Genomic DNA, 25,373 nt, shown 5'->3' on the forward strand with positions numbered 1-25,373 from the left:
CGCGGGTGTTGGGGGGGGGCCCCCCCCCCCCCGCCCTCCGCTTTCTTGGCCCCCCCCCCCCCGCCCGGGAGGCTGAGAGGTGCGTAACTCACCGCTCCGGGGGGAGGACGTGAGCGAGCCCACCTCGACCCCGATTTGTCTCCCTCATGGCGCCTATGTCAAGATAGACAAGTTGCCTCGGCATGGTCGTGGTGACGTATGCGCTCAGGGATCTCACACCTGGCGACGGCGCATACGTCGGATCCGCGCTCGTGCTCGTCCGGCCAGCCGAACCCTCCGGGGGGCGGAGCCGGTCCAACCACCTAACTCGAGAAGTGTGTGAATCTGCGCGCGGTAGCGCTGCGACACGCCCGACCTCGGGGGACGGAGAAGGAGCGCAACGGTTACTCCTCCCACCCGGGGGCGAGTGAAGCGAAGACGAACGTAAAGGACGAGCAGAGCATGGCGGGACAGAAAATCCGTATCCGGCTCAAGGCCTACGACCACGAGGTCATCGACTCCTCGGCGAAGAAGATCGTCGACACTGTGACCCGCACCGGCGCGAAGGTGGCCGGCCCCGTGCCGCTGCCGACGGAGAAGAACGTGTTCTGCGTGATCCGTTCGCCCCACAAGTACAAGGACAGCCGCGAGCACTTCGAGATGCGCACCCACAAGCGGCTCATCGACATCATCGACCCGACGCCGAAGACCGTCGACTCGCTCATGCGGCTCGACCTCCCGGCCGGTGTCGACATCGAGATCAAGCTCTGAGGAAGGACACGCACGCCATGAGCAGCACCATCAACGCGCGCGGTCTCCTCGGCCGCAAGCTCGGCATGACCCAGGTCTGGGACGCCGACGGCCGCGTCGTGCCCGTCACCGTCCTGGCGGCCGGCACCAATGTCGTCACCCAGATCCGCACCCGTGAGGCGGACGGCTACAGCGCCGTCCAGCTCGGCTTCGGCGAGATCGACGGACGCAAGGTCAACAAGCCGCAGTCCGGTCACTTCGCCAAGGCCGGTGTGACCCCCCGCCGTCACGTGGTCGAGATCCGCACCGAGGCCGTCGCCGACTACACCCTCGGCCAGGAGATCTCGCCGGAGATCTTCGCCACGGGCGACAAGGTCGACGTCACCGCCACCAGCAAGGGCAAGGGCTTCGCCGGCGTCATGAAGCGTCACGGCTTCGCCGGCGTCTCCGCCTCGCACGGCGCCCACCGCAACCACCGCAAGCCCGGCTCGATCGGCGGCTGCGCCACCCCAGGCCGCGTCTTCAAGGGTCTGCGGATGGCCGGCCACATGGGCACCGACACGGTGACCACCCAGAATCTCACCGTCCACTCGGTCGACGTCGAGAAGGGAGTCGTCCTCGTCAAGGGCGCCGTCCCCGGCCCCAAGGGCGCCCTCGTCGTCATCCGCAACGCCGCGAAGGGAGCCTGACCATGGCACAGACGATCGACGTCGACGCTCCCGTCGACATCTTCGACGTGCAGGTGAACATCCCGCTCATCCACCAGGTGGTCACCGCGCAGCTCGCTGCGGCGCGCCAGGGCACGCACGACACCAAGACGCGTGGCGAGGTCGCCGGCGGCGGCAAGAAGCCGTACCGCCAGAAGGGCACCGGCCGCGCCCGCCAGGGCTCGATCCGCGCGCCCCAGTTCGCCGGCGGTGGCATCGTGCACGGCCCGACGCCGCGCAACTACCAGCAGCGCACCAACAAGAAGATGAAGGCCGCCGCTCTGCGCGGGGCCCTCTCCGATCGTGCGCGCGCCGGCCGCGTGCACGTCGTGGAGTCGCTCATCACCGGTGACAAGCCCTCGACCAAGACGGCCCTGGCCACGCTGCGCGCGCTCACCGCTCGCCCCCGTGTGCTCGTGGTCGTCGAGCGCGAGGACCAGCTGACCGCCAAGAGCCTGCGCAACGCCGAGGCGATCGCCTTGCTGTCCTTCGACCAGCTCAACACGTACGACGTGCTGCTGTCCGATGACGTGGTGTTCACCCAGGCCGCCTACCAGGCCTTCGTCGAGGCCCGCTCCGCCGAGGGTGTCGCCACCCTCAAGCTGAGCGAGCTGGCCCAGGCCGCCCCCGCGGCCCCGGCGCCGCAGAAGGCCGCGAAGCCCGTTGCCGACGCGCCGGCAGGGGACGCCCCCGCGGGCGCGACCAAGACCCAGCCGTACGGCCCGGGCTCGAAGGCCCCCCTCGCGAGCGGCAACGCTCCGAAGGGTCACGAGATCAAGGGCGATGCCGCCAAGGCGTACTTCGTGCCGGGTGGCGCGGGCTACGACGCTGCCGAGCCGGAGGTCTGGTTCGACACCGCCGAGTCCGCCGAGGCCGCCGGGTTCGCCCCGGCTCAGGAGGAGAACTGATGAGCAGCCTGCACTCGCACGCGCGCGACATCATCATCGCGCCGATCGTCAGCGAGAAGACCTACATGCTGATCGACGACAACAAGTACACGTTCGATGTCCACCCCGACGCCAACAAGACGCAGATCAAGATCGCCATCGAGGAGATCTTCGACGTCAAGGTCGTCTCGGTGAACACGATCAACCGCAAGGGCAAGGCCCGCCGCACGCGTAACGGCATCGGCAAGCGCAAGGACACCAAGCGCGCGATCGTCAGCGTGGCACCCGGCCAGAGCATCGACATCTTCTCGAGCCCGAGCTGAGACGAGGACCATCATGGCTATTCGCAAGTACAAGCCGACTACGCCGGGCCGTCGTGGCTCCAGCGTCGCGGACTTCGCTGAGATCACCCGCACGACGCCAGAGAAGTCGCTGCTCGAGCCGCTGCCCAAAAAGGGCGGCCGCAACAACCAGGGGCGCATCACCACGCGTCACCAGGGTGGCGGTCACAAGCGCGCTTACCGCATCATCGACTTCCGTCGTTACGACAAGGACGGCGTGCCGGCCAAGGTCGCGCACATCGAGTACGACCCCAACCGCACGGCGCGGATCGCGCTCCTGCACTACGCCGACGGCGAGAAGCGCTACATCATCGCTCCCGACGGTCTGCGTCAGGGCATGAGCGTCGAGGCCGGTGTCGGGGCCGACATCAAGCCCGGCAACAACCTGCCGTTGCGCAACATCCCCGTCGGCACCGTGGTGCACGCCGTGGAGCTGCGCCCCGGTGGCGGCGCCAAGATGGGCCGCTCGGCGGGTGCACGCGTGCAGCTCGTCGCGCGTGAGGGCAATCGGGCGCAGCTGCGCCTGCCCTCGGGCGAGATGCGCTACGTGGACGTCCGCTGCCGCGCCAGCATCGGCGAGGTCGGCAACTCCGAGCAGTCCAACATCAACTGGGGCAAGGCCGGCCGCAAGCGCTGGAAGGGCGTCCGCCCGACCGTCCGCGGCGTCGTCATGAACCCGGTGGACCACCCGCACGGCGGTGGTGAGGGCAAGACCTCCGGTGGCCGTCACCCGGTCAGCCCGTGGGGCAAGCCCGAGGGCCGTACGCGCAAGCGCAAGGCCAGTGACCAGATGATCGTCCGCCGCCGCAAGACCGGCAAGCGCTGAGCCCGGCGTAGGAACTGAGGAAGAGACATGCCCCGTAGTTTGAAGAAGGGTCCCTTCGTCGACGGCCACCTCGAGAAGAAGGTGGACGCGCAGAACGAGGCCGGTACCCACAATGTGATCAAGACGTGGTCGCGTCGCTCGATGATCCTGCCGTCCTTCATCGGACACACGATCGCCGTGCACGACGGCCGTAAGCATGTGCCGGTGTTCGTCACCGACTCGATGGTGGGTCACAAGCTGGGCGAGTTCGCCCCGACCCGCACGTTCCGTGGCCATGAGAAGGACGACCGAAAGGCGAAGAGGCGATGAGTGCAGCTACTCGCGAGAACATCAGCGCTCGCCGTGAGCGTCTGCTGGGCGACGAGCCCGGCGCGTTCGCCGTGGCCCGTTTCGTGCGCGTCACGCCCCTCAAGGCTCGCCGTGTCGCGGACCTGATCCGCGGCGCCCGTGTCGAGGACGCGCTCGCCACGCTCCAGTTCGCGCCGCAGGCCGTGGCCCAGAACTTCTACAAGCTGGTCGAGTCCGCGGTCGCGAACGCCGAGACCACCGAGGGCCTCGACACCGACGATCTGATCGTCAGCGTCGTGACCGTCGACGAGGGTCCGACCATGAAGCGCTGGCGTCCGCGCGCCAAGGGTGCGGCCAACCGCATCCTCAAGCGCACGAGCCACCTGACCGTGGTCGTGCAGCCCGAAGACTCCATTTCGAAGAAGGGTGGGAACTGAGCTATGGGCCAGAAGATCAACCCGCACGGTTTCCGCCTCGGCGTCTCGACCGACCACAAGAGCCGCTGGTACGCCGACAAGCTGTACAGCAGCTACGTCGGCGAGGATGTCAAGATCCGCAAGATGCTCACCAAGGGCATGGACCGGGCCGGCATCAGCAAGGTCGAGATCGAGCGCACCCGCGACCGCGTCCGTGTGGACATCCACACGGCACGTCCGGGCATCGTCATCGGCCGCCGTGGAGCCGAGGCCGACCGCATCCGCGGTGACCTCGAGAAGCTCACCGGCAAGCAGGTGCAGCTGAACATCCTCGAGGTCAAGCAGCCCGAGATGGACGCCCAGCTCGTCGCGCAGGGCGTGGCCGAGCAGCTGAGCGGTCGCGTGCAGTTCCGTCGCGCGATGCGCAAGGCGATGCAGACCACGATGCGCTCGGGTGCCAAGGGCATCCGGATCCAGTGCTCGGGTCGTCTCGGCGGCGCGGAGATGAGCCGCTCGGAGTTCTACCGCGAGGGCCGCGTCCCGCTGCACACGCTGCGCGCCGATGTCGACTACGGCTTCTACGAGGCCAAGACGACCTTCGGCCGTATCGGTGTGAAGGTCTGGATCTACAAGGGCGAGGTCGCCGGCACGCGCGCTGAGCGCGAGGCCGAGGCCGCGAAGCGCGCTGCCGCCCCCGGCAGCCGCCGTCCAGGCCGCGGCAACCGCCGCCCCGCCCGTCAGGACGCCGCTGCTCCGCAGCAGGCGCCCGCTGAGAACGCCGCCTCGGCCGAGGCGGCTCCCCAGGGAGGGACGAACTGATGTTGATGCCCCGCAGGGTCAAGCACCGCAAGCAGCACACGCCCAAGCGGCGTGGCATGGCCAAGGGCGGCACGGAGCTCGCGTTCGGCGACTACGGCATCCAGGCGATCGAGGGACACTTCGTCACCAACCGTCAGATCGAGTCGGCCCGTATCGCGATGACCCGTCACATCAAGCGTGGCGGCAAGGTCTGGATCAACATCTTCCCGGACCGTCCGATCACCAAGAAGCCCGCTGAGACCCGCATGGGCTCGGGCAAGGGCTCGCCGGAGTGGTGGGTCGCCAATGTCAAGCCCGGACGCGTCATGTTCGAGCTGTCGGGCGTCAGCGAGGACGTCGCCCGTGAGGCGATGCGCCGCGCCATCCACAAGCTGCCGATGAAGGCCCGCTTCATCACCCGTGAGACAGGAGACCTGTGATGTCGACAACGACAGCCGCAGAGCTGCGCGGTCTCAGCGCCGACGACCTGGCGAGCAAGCTGAAGGAGGCCAAGGAGGAGCTGTTCAACCTGCGCTTCCAGAACGCCACCGGCCAGCTCGACAACACCGCGCGACTGAAGTCCGTTCGTCGCGAGATCGCCCGCATCTACACGGTCATCCGTGAGCGCGAGCTCGGCATCATCGAAGAGGTTGAAGCATGAGCGATGAGAACAAGAAGGAAACGACCGTGAGCGAGCGTTCGACCCGCAAGGTCCGCGAGGGCCTCGTGGTGAGCGACAAGATGGACAAGACCGTCGTGGTCAGCATCGAGGACCGCATCAAGCACCCGCTGTACGGCAAGGTCATGCGTCGCAACACCAAGCTCAAGGCGCACGACGAGGCCAATGCGGCCGGCGTCGGCGATCGCGTGCTCCTGGCGGAGACGCGACCGCTGTCGGCGACCAAGCGCTGGCGCGTCGTGGAGATCCTCGAGAAGGCGAAGTAGGAGACAAGCGATGATTCAGCAGGAGTCGCGACTCAAGGTCGCCGACAACACCGGTGCCAAGGAGATCTTGTGCATCCGCGTGCTCGGCGGCTCGGGCCGGCGGTACGCCGGCATCGGCGACACGATCGTCGCCACGGTCAAGGACGCCATCCCCGGCGGCAACGTCAAGAAGGGCGATGTCGTCAAGGCGGTCGTCGTGCGCACCGTCAAGGAGCGCCGTCGTCCCGATGGTTCCTACATCAAGTTCGACGAGAACGCCGCGGTGATTCTCAAGAACGACGGCGATCCGCGTGGCACGCGCATCTTCGGCCCGGTGGGCCGCGAGCTGCGTGACAAGAAGTTCATGCGCATCATCTCGCTCGCTCCGGAGGTGCTCTGAGATGGCAAGCATTCGCAAGGGTGACCAGGTTCGCGTCATCGCCGGCAAGGACAAGGGCGTCGAGGGCAAGGTCCTCGAGGTCCTGACCGACCGCGATCGTGTGATCGTCGAGGGCGTCAACCGGGTCAAGAAGCACCGCCGCGCGACGCAGGCCGGTGGCGAGGCGGGGATCATCACCGCCGAGGCCCCGGTCCACGTCTCGAATGTGGCCCTGGTCGTCGAGGTCGACGGCGAGAAGACCACCACGCGCGTGGGCTTCCGCCGCGACACCGTGACCAAGACCCGGCCCGATGGGTCGGAGTACGAGGCGGAGCGCAGCGTGCGCATCGCCACCAAGACCGGAAAGGAGATCTGAGTTCAGTGAGCACTGACACCGTCACGGCGCCGCGCCTCAAGGCGAAGTACCGCGAGGAGATCATTCCGGCGCTGCAGGAGCAGTTCGGGTACGCCAACCGCATGCAGATCCCGGGCCTGACCAAGATCGTCGTCAACATGGGCGTCGGTGAGGCGGCCCGCGACGGCAAGCTGATCGAGGGCGCGATCCGCGACCTGACCGCTATCACCGGTCAGAAGCCGCAGGTCACGCAGGCTCGCAAGTCGATCGCGCAGTTCAAGCTGCGCGAGGGCATGCCGATCGGCGCGCACGTCACGCTGCGCGGTGACCGGATGTGGGAGTTTCTCGACCGCCTGCTGACGCTCGCGCTGCCCCGCATCCGCGACTTCCGCGGTCTGTCGGCCAAGCAGTTCGACGGTCGCGGCAACTACACGTTCGGTCTGACCGAGCAGGTCATGTTCCACGAGATCGATCAGGACAAGATCGACCGTTCGCGGGGCATGGACATCACGGTCGTCACCACGGCGACCACCGACGATGAGGGACGCTCCCTCCTCAAGCTGCTCGGCTTCCCGTACAAGGAGAACTGACATGGCGAAGACTGGCCTGAAGGTCAAGCAGGCACGCAAGCCCAAGTTCGCGGTCCGCGGATACACCCGCTGCCAGCGCTGCGGTCGTCCGCAGTCGGTCTACCGCAAGTTCGGCCTGTGCCGGATCTGCTTGCGGGAGATGGCCCACCGCGGCGAGCTGCCCGGCGTGACCAAGAGCTCCTGGTAACAACCAACCCACGATTCATTCGACGTACCCATCGCCGAAGGTCCTCATCGCGAGTCGATGAGGAAACCACGGCAGAACGGACCCAAGACATCATGACGATGACCGATCCGATCGCGGACATGCTGACGCGTGTGCGCAACGGAAACCAGGCGTTCCACGACTCGGTGACGATGCCGCACTCCAAGCTGAAGGCTGGCGTCGCCCAGATCCTCAAGCAGGAGGGCTACATCACGGACTTCGAGATCGCCGAGCCCGGCGAGGGCGAGGTCAGCAAGCAGCTGACGATCACCCTCAAGTACGGCCCGCACCGCGAGCGCTCGATCGCCGGCATCCGCCGCATCAGCAAGCCCGGCCTGCGGGTCTACGCCAAGTCCACCAACCTGCCCAAGGTCCTCGGCGGACTCGGCGTGGCGATCATCTCGACCAGCCACGGCCTGCTGACGGACCGTCAGGCCACGATCAAGGGCGTCGGCGGCGAAGTCCTCGCCTACGTCTGGTGACGGGAGGAGAACGAATATGTCACGTATCGGCAAGCTTCCCGTTCCGGTGCCTTCGGGCGTCGACGTCACCATCGACGGCCAGACCGTCACGGTGAAGGGCCCCAAGGGTCAGCTCTCGCACACCGTCGCCGAGCCGATCACCGTCTCGCGAGCCGATGACGGCTCGCTCGCGGTGGATCGTCCCGACGAGGAGCGCAAGAGCCGGGCTCTGCACGGCCTCTCCCGCACGCTCGTCAACAACATGGTCATCGGCGTGACCCAGGGCTATGAGAAGAAGCTCGAGATCGTCGGCGTCGGTTACCGCGTGCTCTCCAAGGGCCCGTCGGAGATCGAGCTGAACCTCGGCTTCAGCCACCCGGTGCCGTTCACGGCGCCGGAGGGCATCACCTTCACGGTCGAGTCGCCGACCAAGCTCACGGTGACCGGTATCGACAAGCAGGTCGTCGGCGAGGTCGCGGCGAACATTCGCAAGATCCGCAAGCCCGAGCCGTACAAGGGCAAGGGTGTTCGTTACGCCGGCGAGCACGTCCGCCGCAAGGTCGGAAAGGCTGGTAAGTAAGCCATGGCAATCTCGATCAAGCACAACAAGCACCTCCGGGGTCGTCAGGCCTCGCGGGCTCGTCGTCAGCTCCGTGGCCGCAAGAAGCTGCACGGATCGGCCGAGCGTCCTCGCCTGGTCGTCACCCGTTCGAGCAAGCACCTGGTCGTCCAGGTCGTCAACGATCTCGAGGGCCACACCCTCGCGTCGGCGTCGACCATGGAGGCGGACCTGCGCGGCCTCGAGGGCGACAAGACCGCCAAGGCCCGTCGCGTCGGCGAGATCGTCGCGGACCGCGCCAAGGCCGCGGGCATCGACGCGGTCGTGTTCGACCGCGCCGGCAACAAGTACGCCGGCCGCATCGCGGCGCTCGCCGACGGTGCCCGCGAGGGCGGTCTGGAGTTCTGATGATCATCACCACCAACATGAGGAGTTCGGCATGAGCACGCGCCGTCAGGGCAGCGGACGCGGTCGCGGCGACCGCGGGGCCGACAAGTCCAACTACATCGAGAAGGTCGTCACGATCAACCGTGTCGCCAAGGTCGTCAAGGGTGGTCGGCGCTTCAGCTTCACCGCCCTCGTGATCGTCGGTGACGGTGACGGCATGGTCGGCATCGGCTACGGCAAGGCCAAGGAAGTTCCCACGGCGATCGCCAAGGGGGTCGAGGAGGCGAAGAAGAGCTTCTTCCGCGTCCCCCGCATCCAGGGCACGATCCCGCACCCGGTGACCGGCGAGAAGGCGGCCGGCGTGGTCTTCCTGCGCCCGGCTTCGCCCGGTACCGGCGTCATCGCCGGTGGACCGGTGCGCGCCGTGCTGGAGGCCGCCGGCGTCCAGGACATCCTGTCCAAGTCGCTCGGATCCTCCAATGCGATCAACATCGTCCACGCGACGGTTGAGGCGCTCAAGACCCTCGAGTCCCCCGAGGCGGTCGCCGCCCGCCGTGGCCTCGATGTCGAGCAGGTCGCACCGGCCGCCTTGCTGAAGGCCGAGAAGGGCGAGGACACCAGCGCGTCCGCCGAGGCTGCCGCCGAGGTGGGTGCGTGATGGCCAAGCTCGAAGTCACCCAGGTCCGTTCGGCCATCGGCCGGCAGCAGAACCAGCGCGCCACCCTGCGCTCGCTGGGCCTGCGCAAGATCGGCGACACCTCGACCGTCGAGGATCGCCCCGAGATCCGCGGCATGGTCGAGACCATCCCGCACCTGATCACCGTCAAGGAGGTGGACTGAATGGCGCCGCTGAAGCTGCACCATCTGCGTCCCGCCCCGGGAGCCAAGACCGCCAAGACCCGCGTGGGTCGCGGCGAGGCGTCCAAGGGCAAGACCGCCGGCCGCGGTACCAAGGGCACCAAGGCGCGCTACCAGGTCTCGGCAGCCTTCGAGGGCGGCCAGACCCCGCTCCACATGCGCCTGCCCAAGCTGAAGGGCTTCAAGAACCCCTTCCGTGAGGAGTACCAGGTCGTCAACGCCGGTCGCATCGGCGAGCTGTTCCCCGAGGGCGGCGCCGTCGACGTCGAAGCTCTCGTCGCCAAGGGCGCGGTCCGCAAGGGCCAGCGCGTCAAGGTGCTCGGCGGCGGCGATCTCTCGGTCGCCGTGCAGGTCACGGCGGACAAGTTCTCCGCTTCGGCCAAGAGCAAGATCGAGGGCGCGGGCGGTTCGATCACCGAACGGTGATCGGATGATCGTCTGAATAACGGCGGGATGTGCCATCGGCATGTCCCGCCGTTCTCGTCCCCTGTTAGAGTCAGCGTCTGTGCCCTGATCTACACATCAGGGCACTGCCATCACACGAGTCAGCACCTCGGTGCACGAGGAGGAATCCGGTGCTCAGCGCCTTCGTCAACGCGTTCAAGACACCCGATCTGCGGCGCAAGCTCCTCTTCGTGCTGTTCATCATCGTGCTGTTCCGCTTCGGCTCGATGCTGCCGGCGCCGGGCATCAACGTGCCCAATGTGCAGCAGTGTGTCGACCTCGCGGCCCAGAGCGAGCAGAGCAGCCTGTTCGCCCTCATCAACGTCTTCTCCGGTGGCGCGCTGCTGCAGTTGACGATCTTCGCGCTCGGCATCATGCCGTACATCACCGCGAGCATCATCCTGCAGCTGCTGGTCGTCGTCATCCCGCGGCTGGAGGCCCTCAAGAAGGAGGGGCAGGCCGGGCAGACCAAGATCACCCAGTACACCCGTTACCTCACGGTCGGGCTGGCGATCCTGCAGGCGACCGGCATCGTGGCACTCGCCCGCAGCGGTCAGCTCTTCGGCGGCATCCAGTGCGGTGACCTGCTGTACCGCCCGGACAATGTCGCGGCCTTCCTCCTCATCGTCACGGTGATGGTGGCCGGCACGACCGTCATCATGTGGTTCGGCGAGCTGATCACCGATCGCGGTGTCGGCAACGGCATGTCGATCCTCATCTTCTGCCAGGTCATCGCCACCTTCCCCGGTGCCATGTGGCAGATCCGGCTCCAGAACGGCTGGACCACCTTCACGCTCGTCACGCTGGTCGGTCTCGTCATCGTCGCGGCGGTCATCTTCGTCGAGCAGGCGCAGCGCCGCATTCCCGTCCAGTACGCCAAGCGGATGGTCGGACGACGGATGTTCGGCGGATCCTCGACCTATATCCCGATCAAGGTCAACCAGGCCGGCATCATCCCGGTCATCTTCGCCTCGAGCCTGCTGTACATCCCCGCGCTCGTGGCCAACTTCAACCCAGGCGAGTCGTGGTCGACCTGGATCCAGGACCATTTCGTACGCGGCGACCACCCGTACTACATGATCACGTTCTTCCTGTTGATCGTGTTCTTCACGTACTTCTACGTCTCGATCACATTCAACCCGAACGAGGTCGCGGACAACATGCGCAAGTACGGCGGCTTCATCCCCGGCATCCGTGCGGGCCGGCCGACCGAGGACTACCTCGCCTACGTGCTCAGCCGGATCACCGCACCGGGTGCGACCTATCTCGGGCTCATCGCGCTCATCCCGATGGTCGCGATCGCCCTGCTCGGTGCGAGTCAGAACTTCCCGTTCGGTGGTACCTCGATCCTCATCATCGTCGGCGTCGGTCTCTCGACGGTCCAGCAGATCGAGAGCCAGCTTCAGCAGCGCAACTACGAAGGGTTCTTGAAGTAATGCGTCTTGTCATCATGGGTCCGCCGGGGGCGGGCAAAGGCACGCAGGCCGAGGCGCTGGCGCGCCGTATCGAGGGTGCTCACATCTCGACCGGTGACATCTTCCGCGACAATGTCTCGCGGCAGACCGAGCTCGGCCGGACGGCGCAGCGCTACATGGACGCGGGGGAGTACGTCCCCGACTCGGTCACCAATGCGATGGTGCGCGATCGTCTGGCGCAGCCGGATGCCCGTGACGCCTTCCTACTCGACGGCTACCCGCGTACGCCGGATCAGGTGGCCGAGCTGGACTCGATCCTGTCGGACCTCGGGACACAGCTCGACGCGGCGCTGGCGCTGACCGTCGACCCCGAGGAGCTCATCGCGCGGTTGTTGAAGCGCGCAGAGACGAGCGGGCGCAGCGATGACACCGAGGACGTCATCCGGCACCGCCAGGAGGTGTACGCGGCCGAGACCGCTCCGCTGCTGAACGTCTACCGCGAACGAGGTCTCCTCGTCGAGGTCGACGGCATGGGCAGCGTGGACGAGGTCGCGGCCCGGATCGACGCCGCCCTCCCGAAAGCCTGACCGCGCGGCCTCAGCGGTACTCAACGAGGGCGGGAGCTGAGATGTTCGGGCGGGGACGGATCGAGACCAAGAGCGATGCTGAGCTGGTGCTCATGCGGCAGGCCGGGCTCGTCGTGGCGCGCACGCTGCAGTCACTGCGCGATGCCGCCGCGCCCGGCGTGACCACGGGCGAGCTGAACGATTTCGCCCACGAACGCATCCGCGAACAGGGTGCGACCTCGAACTTCCTCGGGTACCACGGCTTCACCGGCGTCATCTGCACGTCCGTGAACGAGGAGATCGTCCATGGCATCCCCGGTGACCGTGTCCTGCGCGATGGCGACGTGCTGTCCATCGACTGCGGGGCGATCGTCGACGGCTGGCATGGCGACGCGGCGATCACGGTGGAGGTCGGCACCGTCTCCGATGCGGCCGCCGAACTGTCCCGCGTGACCGAAGCGGCGCTGTGGGCCGGTATCGCGGCGATGGCCACTGGCGAGCGGGTCGGCGACATCTCCCACGCCATCGAGTCGAGCGTCGACGCGGCCGGCGACTACGGCATCACCGAGCCGTTCACCGGACACGGGATCGGCCGGGAGATGCACATGGACCCCGACGTGCCCAATAGCGGACGTGCCGGCAGGGGGCCTCGGCTGACCGAGGGCGTGACCCTCGCCATCGAGCCGATGGTGACGCTGGGCTCGGCACAGGCGCGCATCCTGGAGGACGGCTGGACCGCCGTGACCCCTGACAGCGCCCTGGCCGCGCATTGGGAGCACACGGTGGCGCGCACCGGCTGCGGCGTGTGGGTGCTGACCGCCGAGGACGGCGGCGCGGCGCGGCTCGGCGAGCTCGGCGTGCCCTTCGGCGCGCTCTGACCCCGGCGTCGATCAGCGATGATCGACAGGCTCCGGGCCGCGAGTGGCCGTATGCTGACCTCGGCTGAGGAGGTCTCATGGCGCGAGGCGTACGCCGCCGCGCGGCGGTCGGAGCGGGACTCGTCGGCGCACTCGTCTTCGTCGAGTTCGTGAGCGGCGTGCTGCAGGGGTATTACACGCCGCTCCAGACCGACATCGCCCGGCATCTGGGGGTCGGCGATGCCGACCTCAACTGGCTGGAGGCCGCCCAGCTGCTCGTCTCGGCGCTCGCGGTGCCCGCCCTGTCCAAGCTCGGCGATCTGTGGGGCCACCAACGCGTGCTGCTGTGGTCCTCGGTCGTCGTCGCGGTGGCGAACTGGGGGATCGCCTTCTCCTCGGATTTCGTGGTCTATCTGATCTTCTGGGCGATCCAGGGGGTCTTCACCGTCTGGCTGCCCCTCGAGGTCGCCCTGATCTTCCTGCGTAGCCGTGGCCTGGCCGACCGGTCGTCGGCCACGCGCCGGGCCACGGGTGTGATCGTCGCGGCCCTGCAGGCCGGTGCGATCGCCGGTGCGCTCGGCGCGGGTCTCGCCGCGGCGTTCCTCGAGCCGCTGTGGGCCCAGCTCGCGGTGCCGGCCGCGCTGAGTGTCCTCGTCGTCGCGGTGATCCACTGGGGTGTCGAGGCCGAGCACGAGCGAAGGGGCGGTGTCCTCGACGGGCCGGGGCTGCTGTTGGTCAGCGCCGCGCTGCTGTGCGTCGTGGGCGGCCTGTCGTTGGTCCGTATGGTCGGTATCGCCTCCTGGTGGCCCTGGGTCGTGCTCGCCGCCGGGCTCGTGCTGCTCGTCCCGTTCATCCGCTTCGAGCTGCGGGCGCCCGATCCGCTCATCGATGTTCGCGTCATGACCAAGCCGGCGATGTGGCCGGTCCAGGCCACGGCGATGCTGTTCGGTGTCTCGATCCTCGGAGCGCAGATCCCGCTGACCACCTTCGCGCGGACCGATCCCGCAGAGCACGGATTCGGCCTCGGGCTCACCGCGTCGCAGCTGTCGCCCATCGTCGGCGGCTATGTGCTGTCGATGCTGATCGGAGCGCTGCTGTTCGCCCGCGTCACGGCGGTGCTGACGCCGCGTCTGTGCCTCATCGTGGCGGCGGTCGTCGTGGCGATCGGCTACGGCGGCCTCGTGCCGTTCCACGACTCGGTCCTGCAGCTGCTGGCCTGCATGGTCGTCGCGGGCCTCGGCTCCGGCGCGCTCGTCGCCGCGCTGCCGGCGACTGCCGCGTCGGCCGCCCCGGAGAACCGCACCGGCGTGGCGACCGGGCTCACCAACTCGGCCAAGACCATCGGCGGCTCGGTCGCGTCCTGTGTCTTCGGGGTGGCTCTCGCCGCGGGCGCGACCGGGACGGCGGCGTCATTGCGCGGCTACTACACGGTCTGGCTGATCTGCGCAGGTACCGCTGTGATGGCCGCGGTCCTGCTCACCTTCGTGCCGAGACTCGCCTTCGCCGATCCGGCGCGCTTCGAGGAGGTCGCACCATGACATCGCCCGCTGAACGACTGGCCCGCCTGATCGCCTGCCGTACGGTCTCAGCACCCGTCGAACGCGAGGAGGCGGCCTTCGAAGAGTTCCGTGCCGTGCTGGCGGAGCTCTATCCGTTGATCCACGAGCGCCTCGAACGCACCGAGCTCGAGGGCGGCGGGCTGCTGTTCCGGTGGCCGGGTGCGGCCGATGAGCGCCCGGTCGTGCTCATGGCGCACTACGATGTGGTCCCCGCGCCGGCCGAACAGTGGTCCCGTGATCCATTCGCGGGGATCATCGACGGTGGTCGAGTCATCGGTCGTGGAGCACTCGACGACAAGGGGCCGCTCGTCTCGATCGCCGAGGCGGTCGAGACGCTGCTGTCCGAGGGGTTCACGCCGGAGCAGGACGTCTACCTGTCCTTCGGGGCCGACGAGGAGGCGTTCGGCACCGGAGCGGCCCGGGCGGTCGACCACCTCGAGCGTACGGGTGTGCGGCCCTGGCTGGTGTCTGACGAGGGCGGCGCCGTCGTGGAGGACGCATTCCCCGGCGTTCAGGGTCGCCTGGCGATGATCGGGATCGTCGAGAAGGGCACGGTCGATGTCGAACTGCTCGCCCGAGGGGGTGGGGGCCACGCGTCGACTCCGGCCCCGAGAGGCGCGACCGCTCGGCTGGCGCGGGCGATCGTGCGACTGGAACGCCACCCGATGCCACCACGGCTCACCGAGCCCGTCCGGCTGATGCTGCGGACGATGTCCCAGCGGATGCGCGGGCCGCAGGCCGGCCTGTTCGCCCGTGTCGACCGCTTCGCCCGCCCGCTGGCCGAGCTGCTGGCGCGCGTCGGGCCCGAGACGGCCGCGATGGTGCGCACCACCACGGCGGTCACCCGGCTCTCGGGAAGCCCGGCGCGCAACGTGCTCGCCACCGAGGCCCGCGCCACGGTGAACGTCCGACTGCTCGTGGGGGACACGAAGGCCGCTCTGGTCGAGCGACTCGAGAAACTGTTCCGCGGTCTCGACATCGAGATCGCCGGTGTGGACGGCGAGGACCCGCCACCGGTCTCCAGGACCGACAACGATGCCTGGCGCGCCATGGTCGAGGCGCTGGCGGCGACGATGCCCGATGTCCTGGCCGTGCCCTATGCCCAGACCGGGGGTACCGACAGTCGCCATTTCACCCGCATCTGCGACTCGGTCTACCGCTTCGCGCCGCTCACGATGAGCCGTGAGCAGCGCGATTCGATCCACGCCCCGAACGAGTTCGTCGAGATCGAAGCGCTCGACCACGGCATCGCCTTCTTCCGAGCCCTCCTCACGGGGTTGCGCTGACCCCCGGAGCGCGCAGCGGCGCGCCATCTCGGCGGATCGACCCGATTTGAGTCCAGCATGGCGGCCTGCGTATGATAGGGAGTCGGCCTCGTCAGCCGCGTCCCTTCCTGCCCTCAGGCCGGTGGGGCACGTGTGTGCCGGGGTCTGGTCGACGTAGTCAACCGAAGAAGAGGTCATGGCGAAAAAAGAAGGCGTCATCGAGATGGAGGGCGCGGTCATCGAAGCCCTGCCGAACGCGATGTTCCGCGTGGAGCTGGCCAATGGCCACAAGGTCCTCGCGCACATCTCGGGCAAGATGCGTCAGCACTACATCCGTATCCTCCCCGAGGATCGGGTCGTGGTGGAGCTGTCGCCCTATGATCTCAGCCGCGGGCGCATCGTCTACCGCTACAAGTAAACCCGTCACGTTCGTACCGAAGAGAGAGTTTCTCGATGAAGGTCAACCCGAGCGTGAAGAAGATCTGTGACAGCTGCAAGGTGATCCGTCGCCACGGCCGCGTCATGGTGATCTGCTCTAACCCGCGCCATAAGCAGCGCCAGGGCTGATCGCGGCTTCTTCACCGTGAATCACATCGTCTGACGGCTCGTCCGCTCCGCGCGGACGCCACCCCCGGCGCGAAGGCCGGGGCCCGGCTCGAGGGAGGACCCCTCGTAAGGCGGCCGGGATGCCACGGACGTCCATACCTTCGCTGAATGAAAGGAAATGCCACCATGGCACGCCTCATCGGAGTGGATCTCCCGCGCGAGAAGCGCATCGAGATCGCACTCACCTACATCTTCGGCGTCGGCCGCACGCGCGCCGCCGAGACCCTTGCCGCCACCGGCATCGACCCGAGCACCCGTGTGCACGAGCTCGACGACGACCAGCTCGTCGCCCTGCGTGACCACATCGAGGGCAACTACCAGGTCGAGGGTGACCTCCGCCGCGAGATCACCGCCGACATCCGTCGCAAGATGGAGATCGGCAGCTACCAGGGTCGCCGTCACCGGGCCCACCTGCCGGTCCGTGGCCAGCGCACCAAGACCAATGCCCGTACGCGCAAGGGCCCCAAGCGCACCGTCGCCGGAAAGAAGAAGTGATCTGACGATGCCTCCCAAGAGCAATGCAGGCGCCAAGAAGGTGCGCCGCAAGGAGAAGAAGAACGTCGCGCAGGGCCAGGCCCACATCAAGAGCACGTTCAACAACACGCACGTGACGATCACCGACCCGAGCGGTCAGGTGATCTCCTGGGCCTCCGGCGGAACCGTCGGGTTCAAGGGCTCGCGCAAGTCGACGCCCTACGCCGCCGGCATGGCCGCCGAGGCCGCGGGCCGTCAGGCGATGGAGCACGGCATGAAGAAGATCGACGTCTTCGTCAAAGGCCCCGGTTCGGGCCGTGAGACGGCGATCCGGTCGCTCAGTGGCGTCGGCCTGGAGGTCGGCACCATCTCCGATGTGACCCCCACGCCGCACAACGGCTGCCGCCCGCCCAAGCACCGTCGTCTCTGACGCCTCGATTTTCTAGGAGTTTCACCCATGGCCCGTTACACCGGACCTCTCACCAAGAAGTCGCGCCGTCTCGGCGTCGACCTCGTCGGTGGGGACAAGGCCTTCGAGCGCCGTCCGTACGCGCCCGGCCAGCACGGCCGCGCCCGCGTCAAGGAGTCGGAGTACCGCACCCAGCTGCAGGAGAAGCAGAAGGCGCGTTACACCTACGGCGTGCTGGAGAGGCAGTTCCGTAAGTACTACGAGAATGCGCACCGCAAGCCCGGCAAGACCGGTGACAACCTGCTCGCGCTGCTCGAATGCCGTCTCGACAACGTCGTCTACCGCGCCGGCCTGGCGCGCACGCGTCGTCACGCTCGCCAGCTGGTGACCCACGGTCACTTCCTGGTCAACGGCGTCAAGACCAATATCCCGTCCTTCCAGGTCTCGCCGCACGACATCATCGACGTGCGTCCCAAGAGCCTGGAGATGACGCCGTTCATCGTGACGCGCGAGACCCACGACCAGGACACCGTCCCGGGCTGGCTCGATGTCTCGCCGGAGCGGGGCCGGATCCTGGTGCACCAGAAGCCGGTGCGCGAGCAGATCGTCGTCCCGATCCAGGAGCAGTTGATCGTCGAGTTCTACTCGAAGATCTGATTCACCCCTTCCCTCGACCCGAGCCGTCAAATAGTGGGCGGTTCGGAAAGGAACAGTCACCATGCTGATCGCCCAGCGCCCCGTCCTGACCGAAGAGTCCGAAGGCGACTACCGTTCGCGGTTCGTCATCGAGCCCCTCGAGCCCGGATTCGGCTACACCCTCGGCAACTCGCTGCGTCGCACGCTGCTGAGTTCCATCCCGGGTGCGGCCGTCACCTCGATCAAGATCGACGGTGTCCTGCACGAGTTCTCGACCATCCCCGGCGTCACCGAGGATGTCACCGAGATCATCCTCAACCTGAAGAACCTCGTCGTCTCCTCCGAGAACGACGAGCCGGTGGTCATGTACCTGCGCGCCGAGGGCGCCGGAGACGTCACCGCCGCGGCCATCACGCCGCCGGCGGGTGTCGAGGTGCACAACCCCGACCTGCATGTCGCGACCCTCAACGACAAGGGCCGGCTCGAGATCGAGCTGGTCGTCGAGCGGGGCCGTGGCTACGTGTCGGCGGCGCAGAACAAGACCGGCGAGGAAGAGATCGGCCGCATGCCGGTCGACTCCATCTACAGCCCGGTCCTGAAGGTCACCTACAAGGTCGAGGCCACCCGAGTCGAGCAGCGCACCGACTTCGACAAGCTGATCATCGACGTCGAGACCAAGCAGTCCATCCTGCCGCGTGACGCCATCGCGTCGGCCGGATCGACCCTGGTCGAGCTCTTCGGCCTGGCCCGTGAGCTCAACGTCGAAGCGGAGGGCATCGACATCGGCCCGTCGCCGGTCGACGAGGCGATGGCCGCTGATCTGGCCCTGCCGATCGAGGACCTGGACTTCACGGTTCGCTCGTACAACTGCCTCAAGCGCGAGGGCATCCACACCGTGGGTGAGCTCGTCGGGCGCAGCGAGCAGGATCTGCTGGACATCCGCAACTTCGGCTCCAAGTCGATCGACGAGGTCAAGGCCAAGCTGGCCGAGATGGGCCTGTCCCTCAAGGACAGCCCCGCCGGCTTCGACCCCAGCGCGGTCATCGACACCTACGACGACGATGCGAGCTTCGCCGAGGACGAGCAGTACTGATCTGCTCGCCGCGCGCTGATTCTTTGAAACGGAGAACTGACAATGCCCACCCCCACCAAGGGAGCCCGTCTCGGCGGTAGCCCCTCGCACCAGCGTCTGATCCTCGCCAACCTGGCGCAATCGCTGTTCGAGCACGGCAAGATCACCACGACGGAGGCCAAGGCTCGCCGCCTGCGTCCGTACGCCGAGCAGCTCATCACCAAGGCCAAGACCGATTCGCTGGCGAACCGTCGCCAGGTGCTCAAGGTCATCCGCGACAAGGGTGTCGTGCACACCCTCTTCACGGAGATCGGTCCCGACATGGCCAACCGTCCCGGGGGTTACACCCGGATCACGAAGATCGGTCCGCGCAAGGGCGACAACGCCCCCATGGCCGTGATCGAGATCGTCGAGGGCGGCTTCACGCCGACCCCGAAGGCCGAGAAGTCCACCCCCAAGGCCGAGGCCGCCCCGGTGGCCGCCGAGGAGGCTCCTGTCGAGGAGACCGCCGAGGTCGAGGAGGCGCCGGTGTCCGGTGAGGCCGAAGAGGCCGCTGCGGACGAGGCCCCGGTCGAGGACGCTGAGGAGTCCGCTGACGACAAGGCCTGAGGCCGTCTGACGAAGGCCCGGAACCCGTGAGGGTTCCGGGCCTTCGTCGTGTCCCGGTCTTGTCGTCGCTCGCGGGGTCTCGAAGGCCGACTTGAATCCGAATTCGAGTTACATTATGGTGTGATCCCATGCCGACCTCATGCCAAGAAGGGTCCGTGTCCGAGGACATCCACGACAGTGCCGAGGTCCCCTCGAGCATCGTCGAGAACGGATGTGACGGATGAGCTACGAGACCTATCCGGCAGGGAGCTCTTATCCGGGCGCGGTGGAGCCCACGGTGCAGGAATCACGACCGGCCTGGCCCGCGCCTCGCACCGCACCTGACGGCGCCCCGAATGTCGTCACCATCGTGCTCGACGATCTCGGCTACGCCCAGATCGGTTGTTTCGGCGGCCTCGGAGGGCGCATCGAGACACCGCACCTGGATCGTCTCGCCGCCGAGGGACTGCGCTTCCGCAACTTCCACGTGACACCGCTGTGCTCACCCACCCGCGCCGCGCTGCTGACCGGGCGCAATGCCCACGCGGTGGGGGTGGGATCGATCATGGAGTACGCCACCGGCTTCCCCGGCTACAACACGATGATCCCCGATGAGACGGCCATGACGCCGGCGATCCTGCGTGAGCACGGATATTCGACGATGGCGCTCGGAAAGTGGCACCTCACCCCCGATGCCGAGAACGGCCCGTGGGGGCCTTTCGATCGCTGGCCGCTGGCCAAGGGCTTCGATCGCTTCTACGGCTTCCTGCCCGGAGAGACCTCGCAATGGGCCCCGGAACTGTGGCGCGATCACCACCGGGTCGAAGTCCCCGCCGGTCCCGAGGACGGCTATCACCTCAGCGCGGATCTCGTGGACACGGCGTGCTCGTGGATCGACGAGCAGAACGCAGTCACCCCTGACAAGCCCTACTACCTCTATCTGGCCTTCGGGGCGATGCATGCTCCGCACCACGCTCCGCGCGAGTGGATCGAGAAGTACCGCGGGTGCTTCGACGTCGGTTGGGACGTGATCCGCCGCGAGACCCTCGAGCGCCAGATCGAGCTCGGGGTCGTACCGCCCGACACGCGGCTGGCCGATCACAACGACGGAATCCGGTCGTGGGACTCGTTCAGCGCACAGGAGCAGCGGGTGCTCTGCCGCCAGATGGAGACCTTCGCCGGATTCCTCGCGCACACCGATCACCAGATCGGACGCCTCGTGGAGATGCTGCGCGAGCGGGGGGACCTCGACGACACCGTCCTCGCGGTCGTAGCCGACAACGGCGCGAGCGCGGAGGGCGGACCACACGGGCTCTTCCACGAGCTGAGCTACTTCAACCGCTCGCCCGAGGACATCGAGGAGATGGACCGCCGGCTCGACGAGTGGGGCGGCCCGACCAGCCATCCGCACTATGCCGCCGGATGGGCCGAGGCGGGCAACACCCCGAACCGCTGGTACAAGACCACCTGCCACGAAGGCGGCACCCGCGTGCCGCTGATCGTGCACTGGCCGGCGGGTATCACCCAGCCCGGTGCCGTCCGGGAGCAGTACGGTCATGCGATCGACCTGCTGCCTACGCTGCTGGACCTCGCCGACATCCAGGCGCCGCGGACGGTTGCCGGGGTGGAACAGCGTCCCTTCGACGGTGCCAGCCTGCGCACGGCGATCACCGAGGCGAGCGGGGAGCCGAGCCGCAGTGTCCAGCACTTCGAGTGCTTCGGGCACCGAGCGGTGTGGCGCGACGGATGGAAGGCCGTCGCCCTACACGTCTCCTCGACCCACGCGTTCCGCGTCGGCATGGACCCCGCGCTGGCCCACGACGGCGACTATGACCGGGACGTGTGGGAGCTGTACCGCGTCGACGAGGACTTCTCCGAGACCCGCGACCTCGCGGCCGAGGAGCCGGAGCTGCTGCGCGAGCTGGTTGAGCTGTGGTGGTCCGAGGCCGAGCGCAACCAGGTGCTTCCGCTGGACGACCGCGGTTCGGTGCGGTTCAACGAGCCGCGCCCCCAGGCGACACTGCCGCGTGAGGTCTACAGCTACAGCTCGCGCGTCATGCTCGGGCGCAGCTCATCCCCGGATCTGCGCAATCGCACCTTCTCGGTGACGGCGGAGATCGACTGGGAGCCGGGTCAGGAGGGAGCCGTCGTCAGCTACGGCAACTTCGCGGGAGGCTTCAGCCTTTTCGTCCTCGAGGATCGGCTGCACGTCGCCTTCGCCTATTTGGGCAGACGTGAGTTCGCGGCCGGCGATGAGGTGCCGCTGAGCCCGGGACGTCACGTCGTGGGCTTCTCCTTCGAACGGGCCGCGGATCACGTCGGTGTCGTCCGGGTCTTCCTCGACGGTGAGGAGCGGGTGCGGCTGGACCAGGTGCGCACCAATCCGATCCTCTGGTCGGCGGGCCAGGGACTGCAGGTGGGCGGCGACAGCATCTCATCGGTCTCGCGGGCCTATCGGTCCCCCTTCGACTTCCGCGGTGACGTGCGCTCGGTGCGGATCGGGCTCGACGAGCAGGCGACGGTACCCGGCGACGACGGCCGCATCCTCGCCGTCCAGCAATGACATCCCCTCGGTGACAGGAGAGACGATGACCGACATCCGCGGTGCCGAGGTCGAGGAGATCGAGGTGACCATCCGGTGAACGTGACGAGCATCCCCGATGCGCTGTGGACGGGAGCCGCGATGACACCTGAGCAGCCGGCGGTCCGAGGTGTCACCCGGGCGCAGACCTATCGAGAGCTTCGCGATGCCGCGGGCGTCTTCACCTCCGGCCTGCGCGAGCGGGGCGTGGGCCGGGGTGACCGGATCGTGCTGATTGCCCCGACCGTGCCGGAGTTCGCGCAGGCCTATGTCGGCGCGTTGGCCGGCGGGGTCGTCGTCGTTCCGGTCAACACGATGGCGACCGCGCACGAGATCGGCTACATCGTCCGCGACAGCGGTGCCACTCTGCTGCTGGCCTGGCATGGGTGTGACACGTCGGCGAGGACGGCGGGGGAGTGGTCGGACCTTCCCGGGTGGACCTTCGACGAGACCACCGTCGACGGGGCGCGCGACGCCTCCGGGCTCCCACCGGAGGCGATGACGGGCGACGAGACGGCGGTGCTGCTCTACACGTCGGGCACCACGGGCAAGCCGAAGGGCGTCCGGCTGACGGGGGACAATCTGTTGACGGCGGCGCAGATCGTGGTCGAGCGGGTGGAGATCACCCGCGATGACCGCCTCGGGACCGCCCTGCCGCTGTTCCACGTGTTCGGTCAGGCCGTGTGTCTCAACGCGGCCCTCGTCGCGGGTGCGCCGATCTCGCTCCTCAGTCCGTTCACCGGCGAGGCCATGCTGGACCTGATCCGTCGCGATCGGCTGACCGTGGTCAGCGGTGTCCCGACGATGTGGAATGCCATGCTGCACGCGGGTGGGGAGTACGGCCCCGAGGACTTCCGCGAGCTGCGCGTGGCCACCTCGGGTGGCGCGGCGCTCCCGGCCGAGGTGCTCCGCGCCTTCGCCGAGAAGTTCGGGTGCACGATCCTGGAGGGTTACGGTCTCACCGAGACCACGGCGCTCGCGACCTTCAACCAGCTCGACCGCGAGCAGCGCGCCGGCACGGTCGGTGTCCCGATGCCGGGTATCGAGGTGCGGGTGTGCGATGAGCGGGACGTGGACCTTCCGGTGGGCGAGGTCGGTGAGCTGCTGGTCCGCGGCTTCAGCGTCATGGCCGGCTACTGGAACCGTCCCGAGGCCGATGCCAAGGACCTCGCCGGCGGCTGGTTCCACACCGGCGATCTCGGCCGACTGGATGAGGACGGCTATCTGACGATCGTCGACAGGGTCAAGGACCTCATTATCCGCGGCGGCTACAACGTGTACCCGCGGGAGGTCGAGGAGGTGCTCTACGAGCATCCCGATGTCGTCGAGGTCGCGGTGATCGGGATCCCCGATGATCGATATGGTGAGGAGGTCGCCGCGGTGATCGCGCTTCGGCCCGGTTCCGATCTCGACACGACGGAGCTCCGGCTCTGGGCCAAGGAACGGCTCTCGGCCTATAAGGTGCCGCACGAGGTGCGATTCGTCGACAGCCTGCCGAAGGGCGGCACCGGCAAGATCCAGAAGCGAGCACTCGACTGGTCGACGCTTGCCACGAATGTCAGGAGGTGAGCGGTGACCGCGGACCGGACCCCGCTCCCGACCTCCGGTCGTTTCGCGGCTCCCCAGGACCGGGAGATCCCCACGACGTCCCGTGGCCGTCGCACCCGCGAGGCCTTGGTGAAGGGGGCACGCACGGTCTTCGCCCGTGACGGCTTCCTCGACTCGCGCCTGGTGGACATCGCGACCGAGGCCGGTATCGCGGTGGGCTCGTTCTACACCTACTTCGCCAGCAAGGAGGAGGTCCTCCTGGCCGTGCTGGAGAATGTCAACGAGGGCATGCTGCATCCGGTGATGGAGGCGGCCTCGGTGGAGCATGCCAGCCTCGCGGACCGGATCCGGGCCTCCCATCGGGCCTTCCTGCACGGCTATCGGGAGAATGCGGATCTGATGCGCCTGCTGGAGCAGGCCAGCGCGATCGATCCCGAGTTCGCCCAGTGGCGTCTCGCCCGCGATACCGCCTTCGTCGAGGTGAACGCCCGGTGGATCACGAGACTGCAGGAACAGGGGCTCGCCGATGCCGAGCTCGATCCCTGGCTCACCGCGGGCGCGTTCTCGGCCATGATCGGCAGGCTGGCCTACTCCTGCTATGTGCTCGGTCTGCGGCGCGATGACGAGGACATGGTGGAGACCTGCGTGCGGATCTGGATGCGCACGCTGCGTCTCGAGGATGCCGAGGCCCAGCGATGAGCGCCTGCTGCGCTCCGAGCATCGGCGGAGCCGGGCGCGCCGGTCCGGTGGCGGAGGCTCCGGGGCACCGTTCGACCCGGGGGCAGGCGCTCCTTCCCGCCGGCCGCTTCCTGATGGGTGATGCCTTTGACGAGGGCTACAGCGCCGATGGCGAGACACCCGTGCACGAGGTCGAGCTGCCGGCCTTCCACCTGGATGCCACGGCCGTCACGAATGCGCAGTTCGCGACCTTCGTCAAGGCCACCGGATACCGGACCGAGGCTGAGGAGTTGGGGGTGTCGGCGGTCTTCCACCTCGCCTTCGCCGGAGACCCGGCCGATGTGCTGCAGCGCGTCGAGGAAGCGCCGTGGTGGCTGGCCGTCAGGGCAGCGACGTGGCGGGCCCCCGAGGGCCCGGGGTCGGACATCGGGAGCCGGCAGAACCACCCGGTCGTGCACGTGACCTGGAATGACGCGGAGGCGTACTGCGCCTGGGCGGGCAAGCGGCTCCCCACGGAGGCCGAATGGGAGTACGCGGCCCGCGGAGGTCTCGCCCAGGCGCGGTTCGGGTGGGGTGACGAGCTCACGCCCCGTGGCCGGTGGCGCTGCAATATCTGGCAGGGGCGGTTCCCGGTCGAGAACTCCCTGGACGACGGCTTCCTGACGACCGCACCGGTCAAGTCCTATGTGCCGAATGACTACGGACTCTGGCAGATGAGCGGCAATGTCTGGGAGTGGTGTGCCGACTGGTTCTCCGCCGACTACTACGCCCGGTCGCCGGTCCAGAGCCCCCAGGGTCCGGAGGCGGGGGACCGGCGGGTCATGCGCGGCGGATCCTATCTGTGCCACGACTCGTACTGCCATCGCTACCGGGTCGCCGCCCGGTCGGCCAACACGCCGGACTCGGCATCGGCCAATGTCGGATTCCGCTGTGCGAACGACGGTGGACCAGGTTAGTCCACCGGA

At 67.8% G+C, this 25,373-nt stretch carries 37 protein-coding genes; all 37 read left to right on the forward strand.

Annotation, left to right across the window (positions count from 1 at the left end):
- Positions 1-441 precede the first annotated feature (441 nt).
- The 37 genes from rpsJ (at position 442) to FNM00_RS02420 (ending at position 25,364) form a co-directional block, all read left to right on the forward strand.
- Positions 442-750 (forward strand): 30S ribosomal protein S10, encoded by a 309-nt coding sequence (gene rpsJ, locus FNM00_RS02240; RefSeq protein ID WP_087624403.1) that lies wholly within the window; start codon positions 442-444, stop codon positions 748-750.
- Positions 751-767: 17 nt separating this feature from the next.
- The gene (rplC, locus tag FNM00_RS02245; RefSeq protein WP_143911377.1) at positions 768-1,418 is read left to right on the forward strand and encodes a 50S ribosomal protein L3; all 651 of its coding nucleotides are present in this window, start codon (positions 768-770) and stop codon (positions 1,416-1,418) included.
- Positions 1,415-2,344: a 50S ribosomal protein L4, sunset domain variant gene (rplD, locus tag FNM00_RS02250; RefSeq protein WP_425456792.1), complete on the forward strand. Its 930-nt coding sequence runs from the start codon at positions 1,415-1,417 to the stop codon at positions 2,342-2,344. Before rplC ends, rplD begins: the two co-directional genes overlap by 4 nt.
- The gene (gene rplW / locus FNM00_RS02255) at positions 2,344-2,646 is read left to right on the forward strand and encodes a 50S ribosomal protein L23 (protein ID WP_087624400.1); all 303 of its coding nucleotides are present in this window, start codon (positions 2,344-2,346) and stop codon (positions 2,644-2,646) included. Before rplD ends, rplW begins: the two co-directional genes overlap by 1 nt.
- A gap of 13 nt (positions 2,647-2,659) precedes the next feature.
- Positions 2,660-3,490: a 50S ribosomal protein L2 gene (gene rplB / locus FNM00_RS02260; protein WP_143911379.1), complete on the forward strand. Its 831-nt coding sequence runs from the start codon at positions 2,660-2,662 to the stop codon at positions 3,488-3,490.
- A gap of 27 nt (positions 3,491-3,517) precedes the next feature.
- Complete coding sequence (gene rpsS, locus FNM00_RS02265; RefSeq protein ID WP_143911380.1) at positions 3,518-3,799, forward strand: 30S ribosomal protein S19; 282 nt, start codon at positions 3,518-3,520, stop codon at positions 3,797-3,799.
- Entirely contained in the window at positions 3,796-4,215 is a 420-nt protein-coding gene (rplV, locus tag FNM00_RS02270) for a 50S ribosomal protein L22 (protein ID WP_143911381.1), read from the forward strand. The genes rpsS and rplV overlap by 4 nt, the downstream gene beginning before the upstream one ends.
- Before the next feature lie 3 nt (positions 4,216-4,218).
- Positions 4,219-5,013 carry a 30S ribosomal protein S3 gene (rpsC, locus tag FNM00_RS02275; RefSeq protein WP_143911382.1) on the forward strand — a complete coding sequence of 265 codons (795 nt, stop codon included), beginning with the start codon at positions 4,219-4,221 and terminating at the stop codon, positions 5,011-5,013.
- On the forward strand, positions 5,013-5,432 hold the full coding sequence (rplP, locus tag FNM00_RS02280; RefSeq protein ID WP_087624395.1) for a 50S ribosomal protein L16: 420 nt from the start codon (positions 5,013-5,015) through the stop codon (positions 5,430-5,432). Before rpsC ends, rplP begins: the two co-directional genes overlap by 1 nt.
- Complete coding sequence (rpmC, locus tag FNM00_RS02285) at positions 5,432-5,653, forward strand: 50S ribosomal protein L29 (protein WP_087624394.1); 222 nt, start codon at positions 5,432-5,434, stop codon at positions 5,651-5,653. Before rplP ends, rpmC begins: the two co-directional genes overlap by 1 nt.
- On the forward strand, positions 5,650-5,937 hold the full coding sequence (gene rpsQ / locus FNM00_RS02290) for a 30S ribosomal protein S17 (protein WP_143911383.1): 288 nt from the start codon (positions 5,650-5,652) through the stop codon (positions 5,935-5,937). Before rpmC ends, rpsQ begins: the two co-directional genes overlap by 4 nt.
- Before the next feature lie 10 nt (positions 5,938-5,947).
- Positions 5,948-6,316 (forward strand): 50S ribosomal protein L14, encoded by a 369-nt coding sequence (gene rplN, locus FNM00_RS02295; RefSeq protein ID WP_143911384.1) that lies wholly within the window; start codon positions 5,948-5,950, stop codon positions 6,314-6,316.
- Between the two features lies 1 nt (position 6,317).
- On the forward strand, positions 6,318-6,671 hold the full coding sequence (gene rplX, locus FNM00_RS02300; RefSeq protein ID WP_143911385.1) for a 50S ribosomal protein L24: 354 nt from the start codon (positions 6,318-6,320) through the stop codon (positions 6,669-6,671).
- 5 nt (positions 6,672-6,676) lie between these two features.
- A complete protein-coding gene (gene rplE / locus FNM00_RS02305; protein ID WP_143911386.1) occupies positions 6,677-7,240 on the forward strand; it encodes a 50S ribosomal protein L5 in 564 nt (187 codons plus the stop codon).
- Position 7,241: 1 nt separating this feature from the next.
- Positions 7,242-7,427 (forward strand): type Z 30S ribosomal protein S14, encoded by a 186-nt coding sequence (locus tag FNM00_RS02310; protein ID WP_087624390.1) that lies wholly within the window; start codon positions 7,242-7,244, stop codon positions 7,425-7,427.
- Positions 7,428-7,519: 92 nt separating this feature from the next.
- Positions 7,520-7,927 carry a 30S ribosomal protein S8 gene (gene rpsH / locus FNM00_RS02315; protein WP_143911387.1) on the forward strand — a complete coding sequence of 136 codons (408 nt, stop codon included), beginning with the start codon at positions 7,520-7,522 and terminating at the stop codon, positions 7,925-7,927.
- 16 nt (positions 7,928-7,943) lie between these two features.
- A complete protein-coding gene (gene rplF / locus FNM00_RS02320; protein WP_143911388.1) occupies positions 7,944-8,486 on the forward strand; it encodes a 50S ribosomal protein L6 in 543 nt (180 codons plus the stop codon).
- Positions 8,487-8,489: 3 nt separating this feature from the next.
- Positions 8,490-8,873 carry a 50S ribosomal protein L18 gene (gene rplR, locus FNM00_RS02325; RefSeq protein WP_143911389.1) on the forward strand — a complete coding sequence of 128 codons (384 nt, stop codon included), beginning with the start codon at positions 8,490-8,492 and terminating at the stop codon, positions 8,871-8,873.
- A 31-nt stretch (positions 8,874-8,904) separates the two neighbouring features.
- Complete coding sequence (gene rpsE / locus FNM00_RS02330) at positions 8,905-9,510, forward strand: 30S ribosomal protein S5 (RefSeq protein WP_143911390.1); 606 nt, start codon at positions 8,905-8,907, stop codon at positions 9,508-9,510.
- Positions 9,510-9,692: a 50S ribosomal protein L30 gene (gene rpmD, locus FNM00_RS02335; RefSeq protein ID WP_143911391.1), complete on the forward strand. Its 183-nt coding sequence runs from the start codon at positions 9,510-9,512 to the stop codon at positions 9,690-9,692. Before rpsE ends, rpmD begins: the two co-directional genes overlap by 1 nt.
- The gene (rplO, locus tag FNM00_RS02340; protein WP_143911392.1) at positions 9,693-10,136 is read left to right on the forward strand and encodes a 50S ribosomal protein L15; all 444 of its coding nucleotides are present in this window, start codon (positions 9,693-9,695) and stop codon (positions 10,134-10,136) included.
- 149 nt (positions 10,137-10,285) lie between these two features.
- The gene (secY, locus tag FNM00_RS02345; RefSeq protein ID WP_143911393.1) at positions 10,286-11,590 is read left to right on the forward strand and encodes a preprotein translocase subunit SecY; all 1,305 of its coding nucleotides are present in this window, start codon (positions 10,286-10,288) and stop codon (positions 11,588-11,590) included.
- Entirely contained in the window at positions 11,590-12,156 is a 567-nt protein-coding gene (locus tag FNM00_RS02350) for an adenylate kinase (protein WP_143911394.1), read from the forward strand. The genes secY and FNM00_RS02350 overlap by 1 nt, the downstream gene beginning before the upstream one ends.
- Before the next feature lie 41 nt (positions 12,157-12,197).
- Entirely contained in the window at positions 12,198-13,013 is an 816-nt protein-coding gene (map, locus tag FNM00_RS02355) for a type I methionyl aminopeptidase (RefSeq protein ID WP_143911395.1), read from the forward strand.
- Between the two features lie 77 nt (positions 13,014-13,090).
- Entirely contained in the window at positions 13,091-14,530 is a 1,440-nt protein-coding gene (locus tag FNM00_RS02360; RefSeq protein ID WP_143911396.1) for an MFS transporter, read from the forward strand.
- Entirely contained in the window at positions 14,527-15,837 is a 1,311-nt protein-coding gene (locus FNM00_RS02365; protein ID WP_143911397.1) for a M20/M25/M40 family metallo-hydrolase, read from the forward strand. Before FNM00_RS02360 ends, FNM00_RS02365 begins: the two co-directional genes overlap by 4 nt.
- A 175-nt stretch (positions 15,838-16,012) precedes the next feature.
- A complete protein-coding gene (gene infA / locus FNM00_RS02370) occupies positions 16,013-16,234 on the forward strand; it encodes a translation initiation factor IF-1 (RefSeq protein WP_087624380.1) in 222 nt (73 codons plus the stop codon).
- Positions 16,235-16,269: 35 nt separating this feature from the next.
- A complete protein-coding gene (gene rpmJ / locus FNM00_RS02375) occupies positions 16,270-16,383 on the forward strand; it encodes a 50S ribosomal protein L36 (RefSeq protein ID WP_087624379.1) in 114 nt (37 codons plus the stop codon).
- A 165-nt stretch (positions 16,384-16,548) separates the two neighbouring features.
- Entirely contained in the window at positions 16,549-16,917 is a 369-nt protein-coding gene (rpsM, locus tag FNM00_RS02380) for a 30S ribosomal protein S13 (RefSeq protein WP_143911398.1), read from the forward strand.
- A gap of 7 nt (positions 16,918-16,924) precedes the next feature.
- Positions 16,925-17,326, forward strand: a complete 402-nt coding sequence (gene rpsK / locus FNM00_RS02385) for a 30S ribosomal protein S11 (protein WP_087624377.1) — start codon at positions 16,925-16,927, stop codon at positions 17,324-17,326.
- 27 nt (positions 17,327-17,353) lie between these two features.
- Positions 17,354-17,962 carry a 30S ribosomal protein S4 gene (rpsD, locus tag FNM00_RS02390; RefSeq protein WP_143911399.1) on the forward strand — a complete coding sequence of 203 codons (609 nt, stop codon included), beginning with the start codon at positions 17,354-17,356 and terminating at the stop codon, positions 17,960-17,962.
- A gap of 61 nt (positions 17,963-18,023) precedes the next feature.
- Positions 18,024-19,034, forward strand: a complete 1,011-nt coding sequence (locus FNM00_RS02395) for a DNA-directed RNA polymerase subunit alpha (RefSeq protein WP_143911400.1) — start codon at positions 18,024-18,026, stop codon at positions 19,032-19,034.
- Between the two features lie 42 nt (positions 19,035-19,076).
- Positions 19,077-19,622 (forward strand): 50S ribosomal protein L17, encoded by a 546-nt coding sequence (gene rplQ, locus FNM00_RS02400; protein ID WP_143911401.1) that lies wholly within the window; start codon positions 19,077-19,079, stop codon positions 19,620-19,622.
- A gap of 220 nt (positions 19,623-19,842) precedes the next feature.
- On the forward strand, positions 19,843-22,164 hold the full coding sequence (locus FNM00_RS02405; protein ID WP_143911402.1) for an arylsulfatase: 2,322 nt from the start codon (positions 19,843-19,845) through the stop codon (positions 22,162-22,164).
- A gap of 75 nt (positions 22,165-22,239) precedes the next feature.
- A complete protein-coding gene (locus FNM00_RS02410) occupies positions 22,240-23,751 on the forward strand; it encodes a long-chain-fatty-acid--CoA ligase (RefSeq protein ID WP_221933541.1) in 1,512 nt (503 codons plus the stop codon).
- Between the two features lie 3 nt (positions 23,752-23,754).
- A complete protein-coding gene (locus FNM00_RS02415; RefSeq protein ID WP_143911403.1) occupies positions 23,755-24,429 on the forward strand; it encodes a TetR/AcrR family transcriptional regulator in 675 nt (224 codons plus the stop codon).
- Positions 24,426-25,364, forward strand: a complete 939-nt coding sequence (locus tag FNM00_RS02420; protein ID WP_143911404.1) for a formylglycine-generating enzyme family protein — start codon at positions 24,426-24,428, stop codon at positions 25,362-25,364. Before FNM00_RS02415 ends, FNM00_RS02420 begins: the two co-directional genes overlap by 4 nt.
- The last annotated feature ends 9 nt before the right edge of the window (positions 25,365-25,373 follow it).

This window comes from Aeromicrobium piscarium, assembly GCF_007421815.1.
GTDB lineage: Bacteria > Actinomycetota > Actinomycetes > Propionibacteriales > Nocardioidaceae > Aeromicrobium > Aeromicrobium piscarium.

What these genes read in the sequence shown, in the direction of transcription:
- rpsC (WP_143911382.1), top strand. Translation starts at nt 4,219, where the DNA reads ATGGGCCAGAAGATCAACCCGCACGGTTTCCGCCTCGGCGTCTCGACC.
- rplO (WP_143911392.1), top strand. Translation starts at nt 9,693, where the DNA reads ATGGCGCCGCTGAAGCTGCACCATCTGCGTCCCGCCCCGGGAGCCAAG.
- FNM00_RS02310 (WP_087624390.1), top strand. Translation starts at nt 7,242, where the DNA reads ATGGCGAAGACTGGCCTGAAGGTCAAGCAGGCACGCAAGCCCAAGTTC.
- rpsH (WP_143911387.1), top strand. Translation starts at nt 7,520, where the DNA reads ATGACGATGACCGATCCGATCGCGGACATGCTGACGCGTGTGCGCAAC.
- rpmC (WP_087624394.1), top strand. Translation starts at nt 5,432, where the DNA reads ATGTCGACAACGACAGCCGCAGAGCTGCGCGGTCTCAGCGCCGACGAC.
- rpsJ (WP_087624403.1), top strand. Translation starts at nt 442, where the DNA reads ATGGCGGGACAGAAAATCCGTATCCGGCTCAAGGCCTACGACCACGAG.
- FNM00_RS02420 (WP_143911404.1), top strand. Translation starts at nt 24,426, where the DNA reads ATGAGCGCCTGCTGCGCTCCGAGCATCGGCGGAGCCGGGCGCGCCGGT.
- rplW (WP_087624400.1), top strand. Translation starts at nt 2,344, where the DNA reads ATGAGCAGCCTGCACTCGCACGCGCGCGACATCATCATCGCGCCGATC.
- rpsQ (WP_143911383.1), top strand. Translation starts at nt 5,650, where the DNA reads ATGAGCGATGAGAACAAGAAGGAAACGACCGTGAGCGAGCGTTCGACC.
- rplB (WP_143911379.1), top strand. Translation starts at nt 2,660, where the DNA reads ATGGCTATTCGCAAGTACAAGCCGACTACGCCGGGCCGTCGTGGCTCC.
- rplQ (WP_143911401.1), top strand. Translation starts at nt 19,077, where the DNA reads ATGCCCACCCCCACCAAGGGAGCCCGTCTCGGCGGTAGCCCCTCGCAC.
- FNM00_RS02360 (WP_143911396.1), top strand. Translation starts at nt 13,091, where the DNA reads ATGGCGCGAGGCGTACGCCGCCGCGCGGCGGTCGGAGCGGGACTCGTC.
- rplN (WP_143911384.1), top strand. Translation starts at nt 5,948, where the DNA reads ATGATTCAGCAGGAGTCGCGACTCAAGGTCGCCGACAACACCGGTGCC.
- rplR (WP_143911389.1), top strand. Translation starts at nt 8,490, where the DNA reads ATGGCAATCTCGATCAAGCACAACAAGCACCTCCGGGGTCGTCAGGCC.
- rplX (WP_143911385.1), top strand. Translation starts at nt 6,318, where the DNA reads ATGGCAAGCATTCGCAAGGGTGACCAGGTTCGCGTCATCGCCGGCAAG.
- FNM00_RS02350 (WP_143911394.1), top strand. Translation starts at nt 11,590, where the DNA reads ATGCGTCTTGTCATCATGGGTCCGCCGGGGGCGGGCAAAGGCACGCAG.
- map (WP_143911395.1), top strand. Translation starts at nt 12,198, where the DNA reads ATGTTCGGGCGGGGACGGATCGAGACCAAGAGCGATGCTGAGCTGGTG.
- rpsM (WP_143911398.1), top strand. Translation starts at nt 16,549, where the DNA reads ATGGCACGCCTCATCGGAGTGGATCTCCCGCGCGAGAAGCGCATCGAG.
- infA (WP_087624380.1), top strand. Translation starts at nt 16,013, where the DNA reads ATGGCGAAAAAAGAAGGCGTCATCGAGATGGAGGGCGCGGTCATCGAA.
- rpsD (WP_143911399.1), top strand. Translation starts at nt 17,354, where the DNA reads ATGGCCCGTTACACCGGACCTCTCACCAAGAAGTCGCGCCGTCTCGGC.
- rpsE (WP_143911390.1), top strand. Translation starts at nt 8,905, where the DNA reads ATGAGCACGCGCCGTCAGGGCAGCGGACGCGGTCGCGGCGACCGCGGG.
- rpsS (WP_143911380.1), top strand. Translation starts at nt 3,518, where the DNA reads ATGCCCCGTAGTTTGAAGAAGGGTCCCTTCGTCGACGGCCACCTCGAG.
- rplC (WP_143911377.1), top strand. Translation starts at nt 768, where the DNA reads ATGAGCAGCACCATCAACGCGCGCGGTCTCCTCGGCCGCAAGCTCGGC.
- FNM00_RS02365 (WP_143911397.1), top strand. Translation starts at nt 14,527, where the DNA reads ATGACATCGCCCGCTGAACGACTGGCCCGCCTGATCGCCTGCCGTACG.
- FNM00_RS02405 (WP_143911402.1), top strand. Translation starts at nt 19,843, where the DNA reads ATGAGCTACGAGACCTATCCGGCAGGGAGCTCTTATCCGGGCGCGGTG.
- rplF (WP_143911388.1), top strand. Translation starts at nt 7,944, where the DNA reads ATGTCACGTATCGGCAAGCTTCCCGTTCCGGTGCCTTCGGGCGTCGAC.
- rpmJ (WP_087624379.1), top strand. Translation starts at nt 16,270, where the DNA reads ATGAAGGTCAACCCGAGCGTGAAGAAGATCTGTGACAGCTGCAAGGTG.
- FNM00_RS02395 (WP_143911400.1), top strand. Translation starts at nt 18,024, where the DNA reads ATGCTGATCGCCCAGCGCCCCGTCCTGACCGAAGAGTCCGAAGGCGAC.
- rplP (WP_087624395.1), top strand. Translation starts at nt 5,013, where the DNA reads ATGTTGATGCCCCGCAGGGTCAAGCACCGCAAGCAGCACACGCCCAAG.
- rplV (WP_143911381.1), top strand. Translation starts at nt 3,796, where the DNA reads ATGAGTGCAGCTACTCGCGAGAACATCAGCGCTCGCCGTGAGCGTCTG.
- rpmD (WP_143911391.1), top strand. Translation starts at nt 9,510, where the DNA reads ATGGCCAAGCTCGAAGTCACCCAGGTCCGTTCGGCCATCGGCCGGCAG.
- rpsK (WP_087624377.1), top strand. Translation starts at nt 16,925, where the DNA reads ATGCCTCCCAAGAGCAATGCAGGCGCCAAGAAGGTGCGCCGCAAGGAG.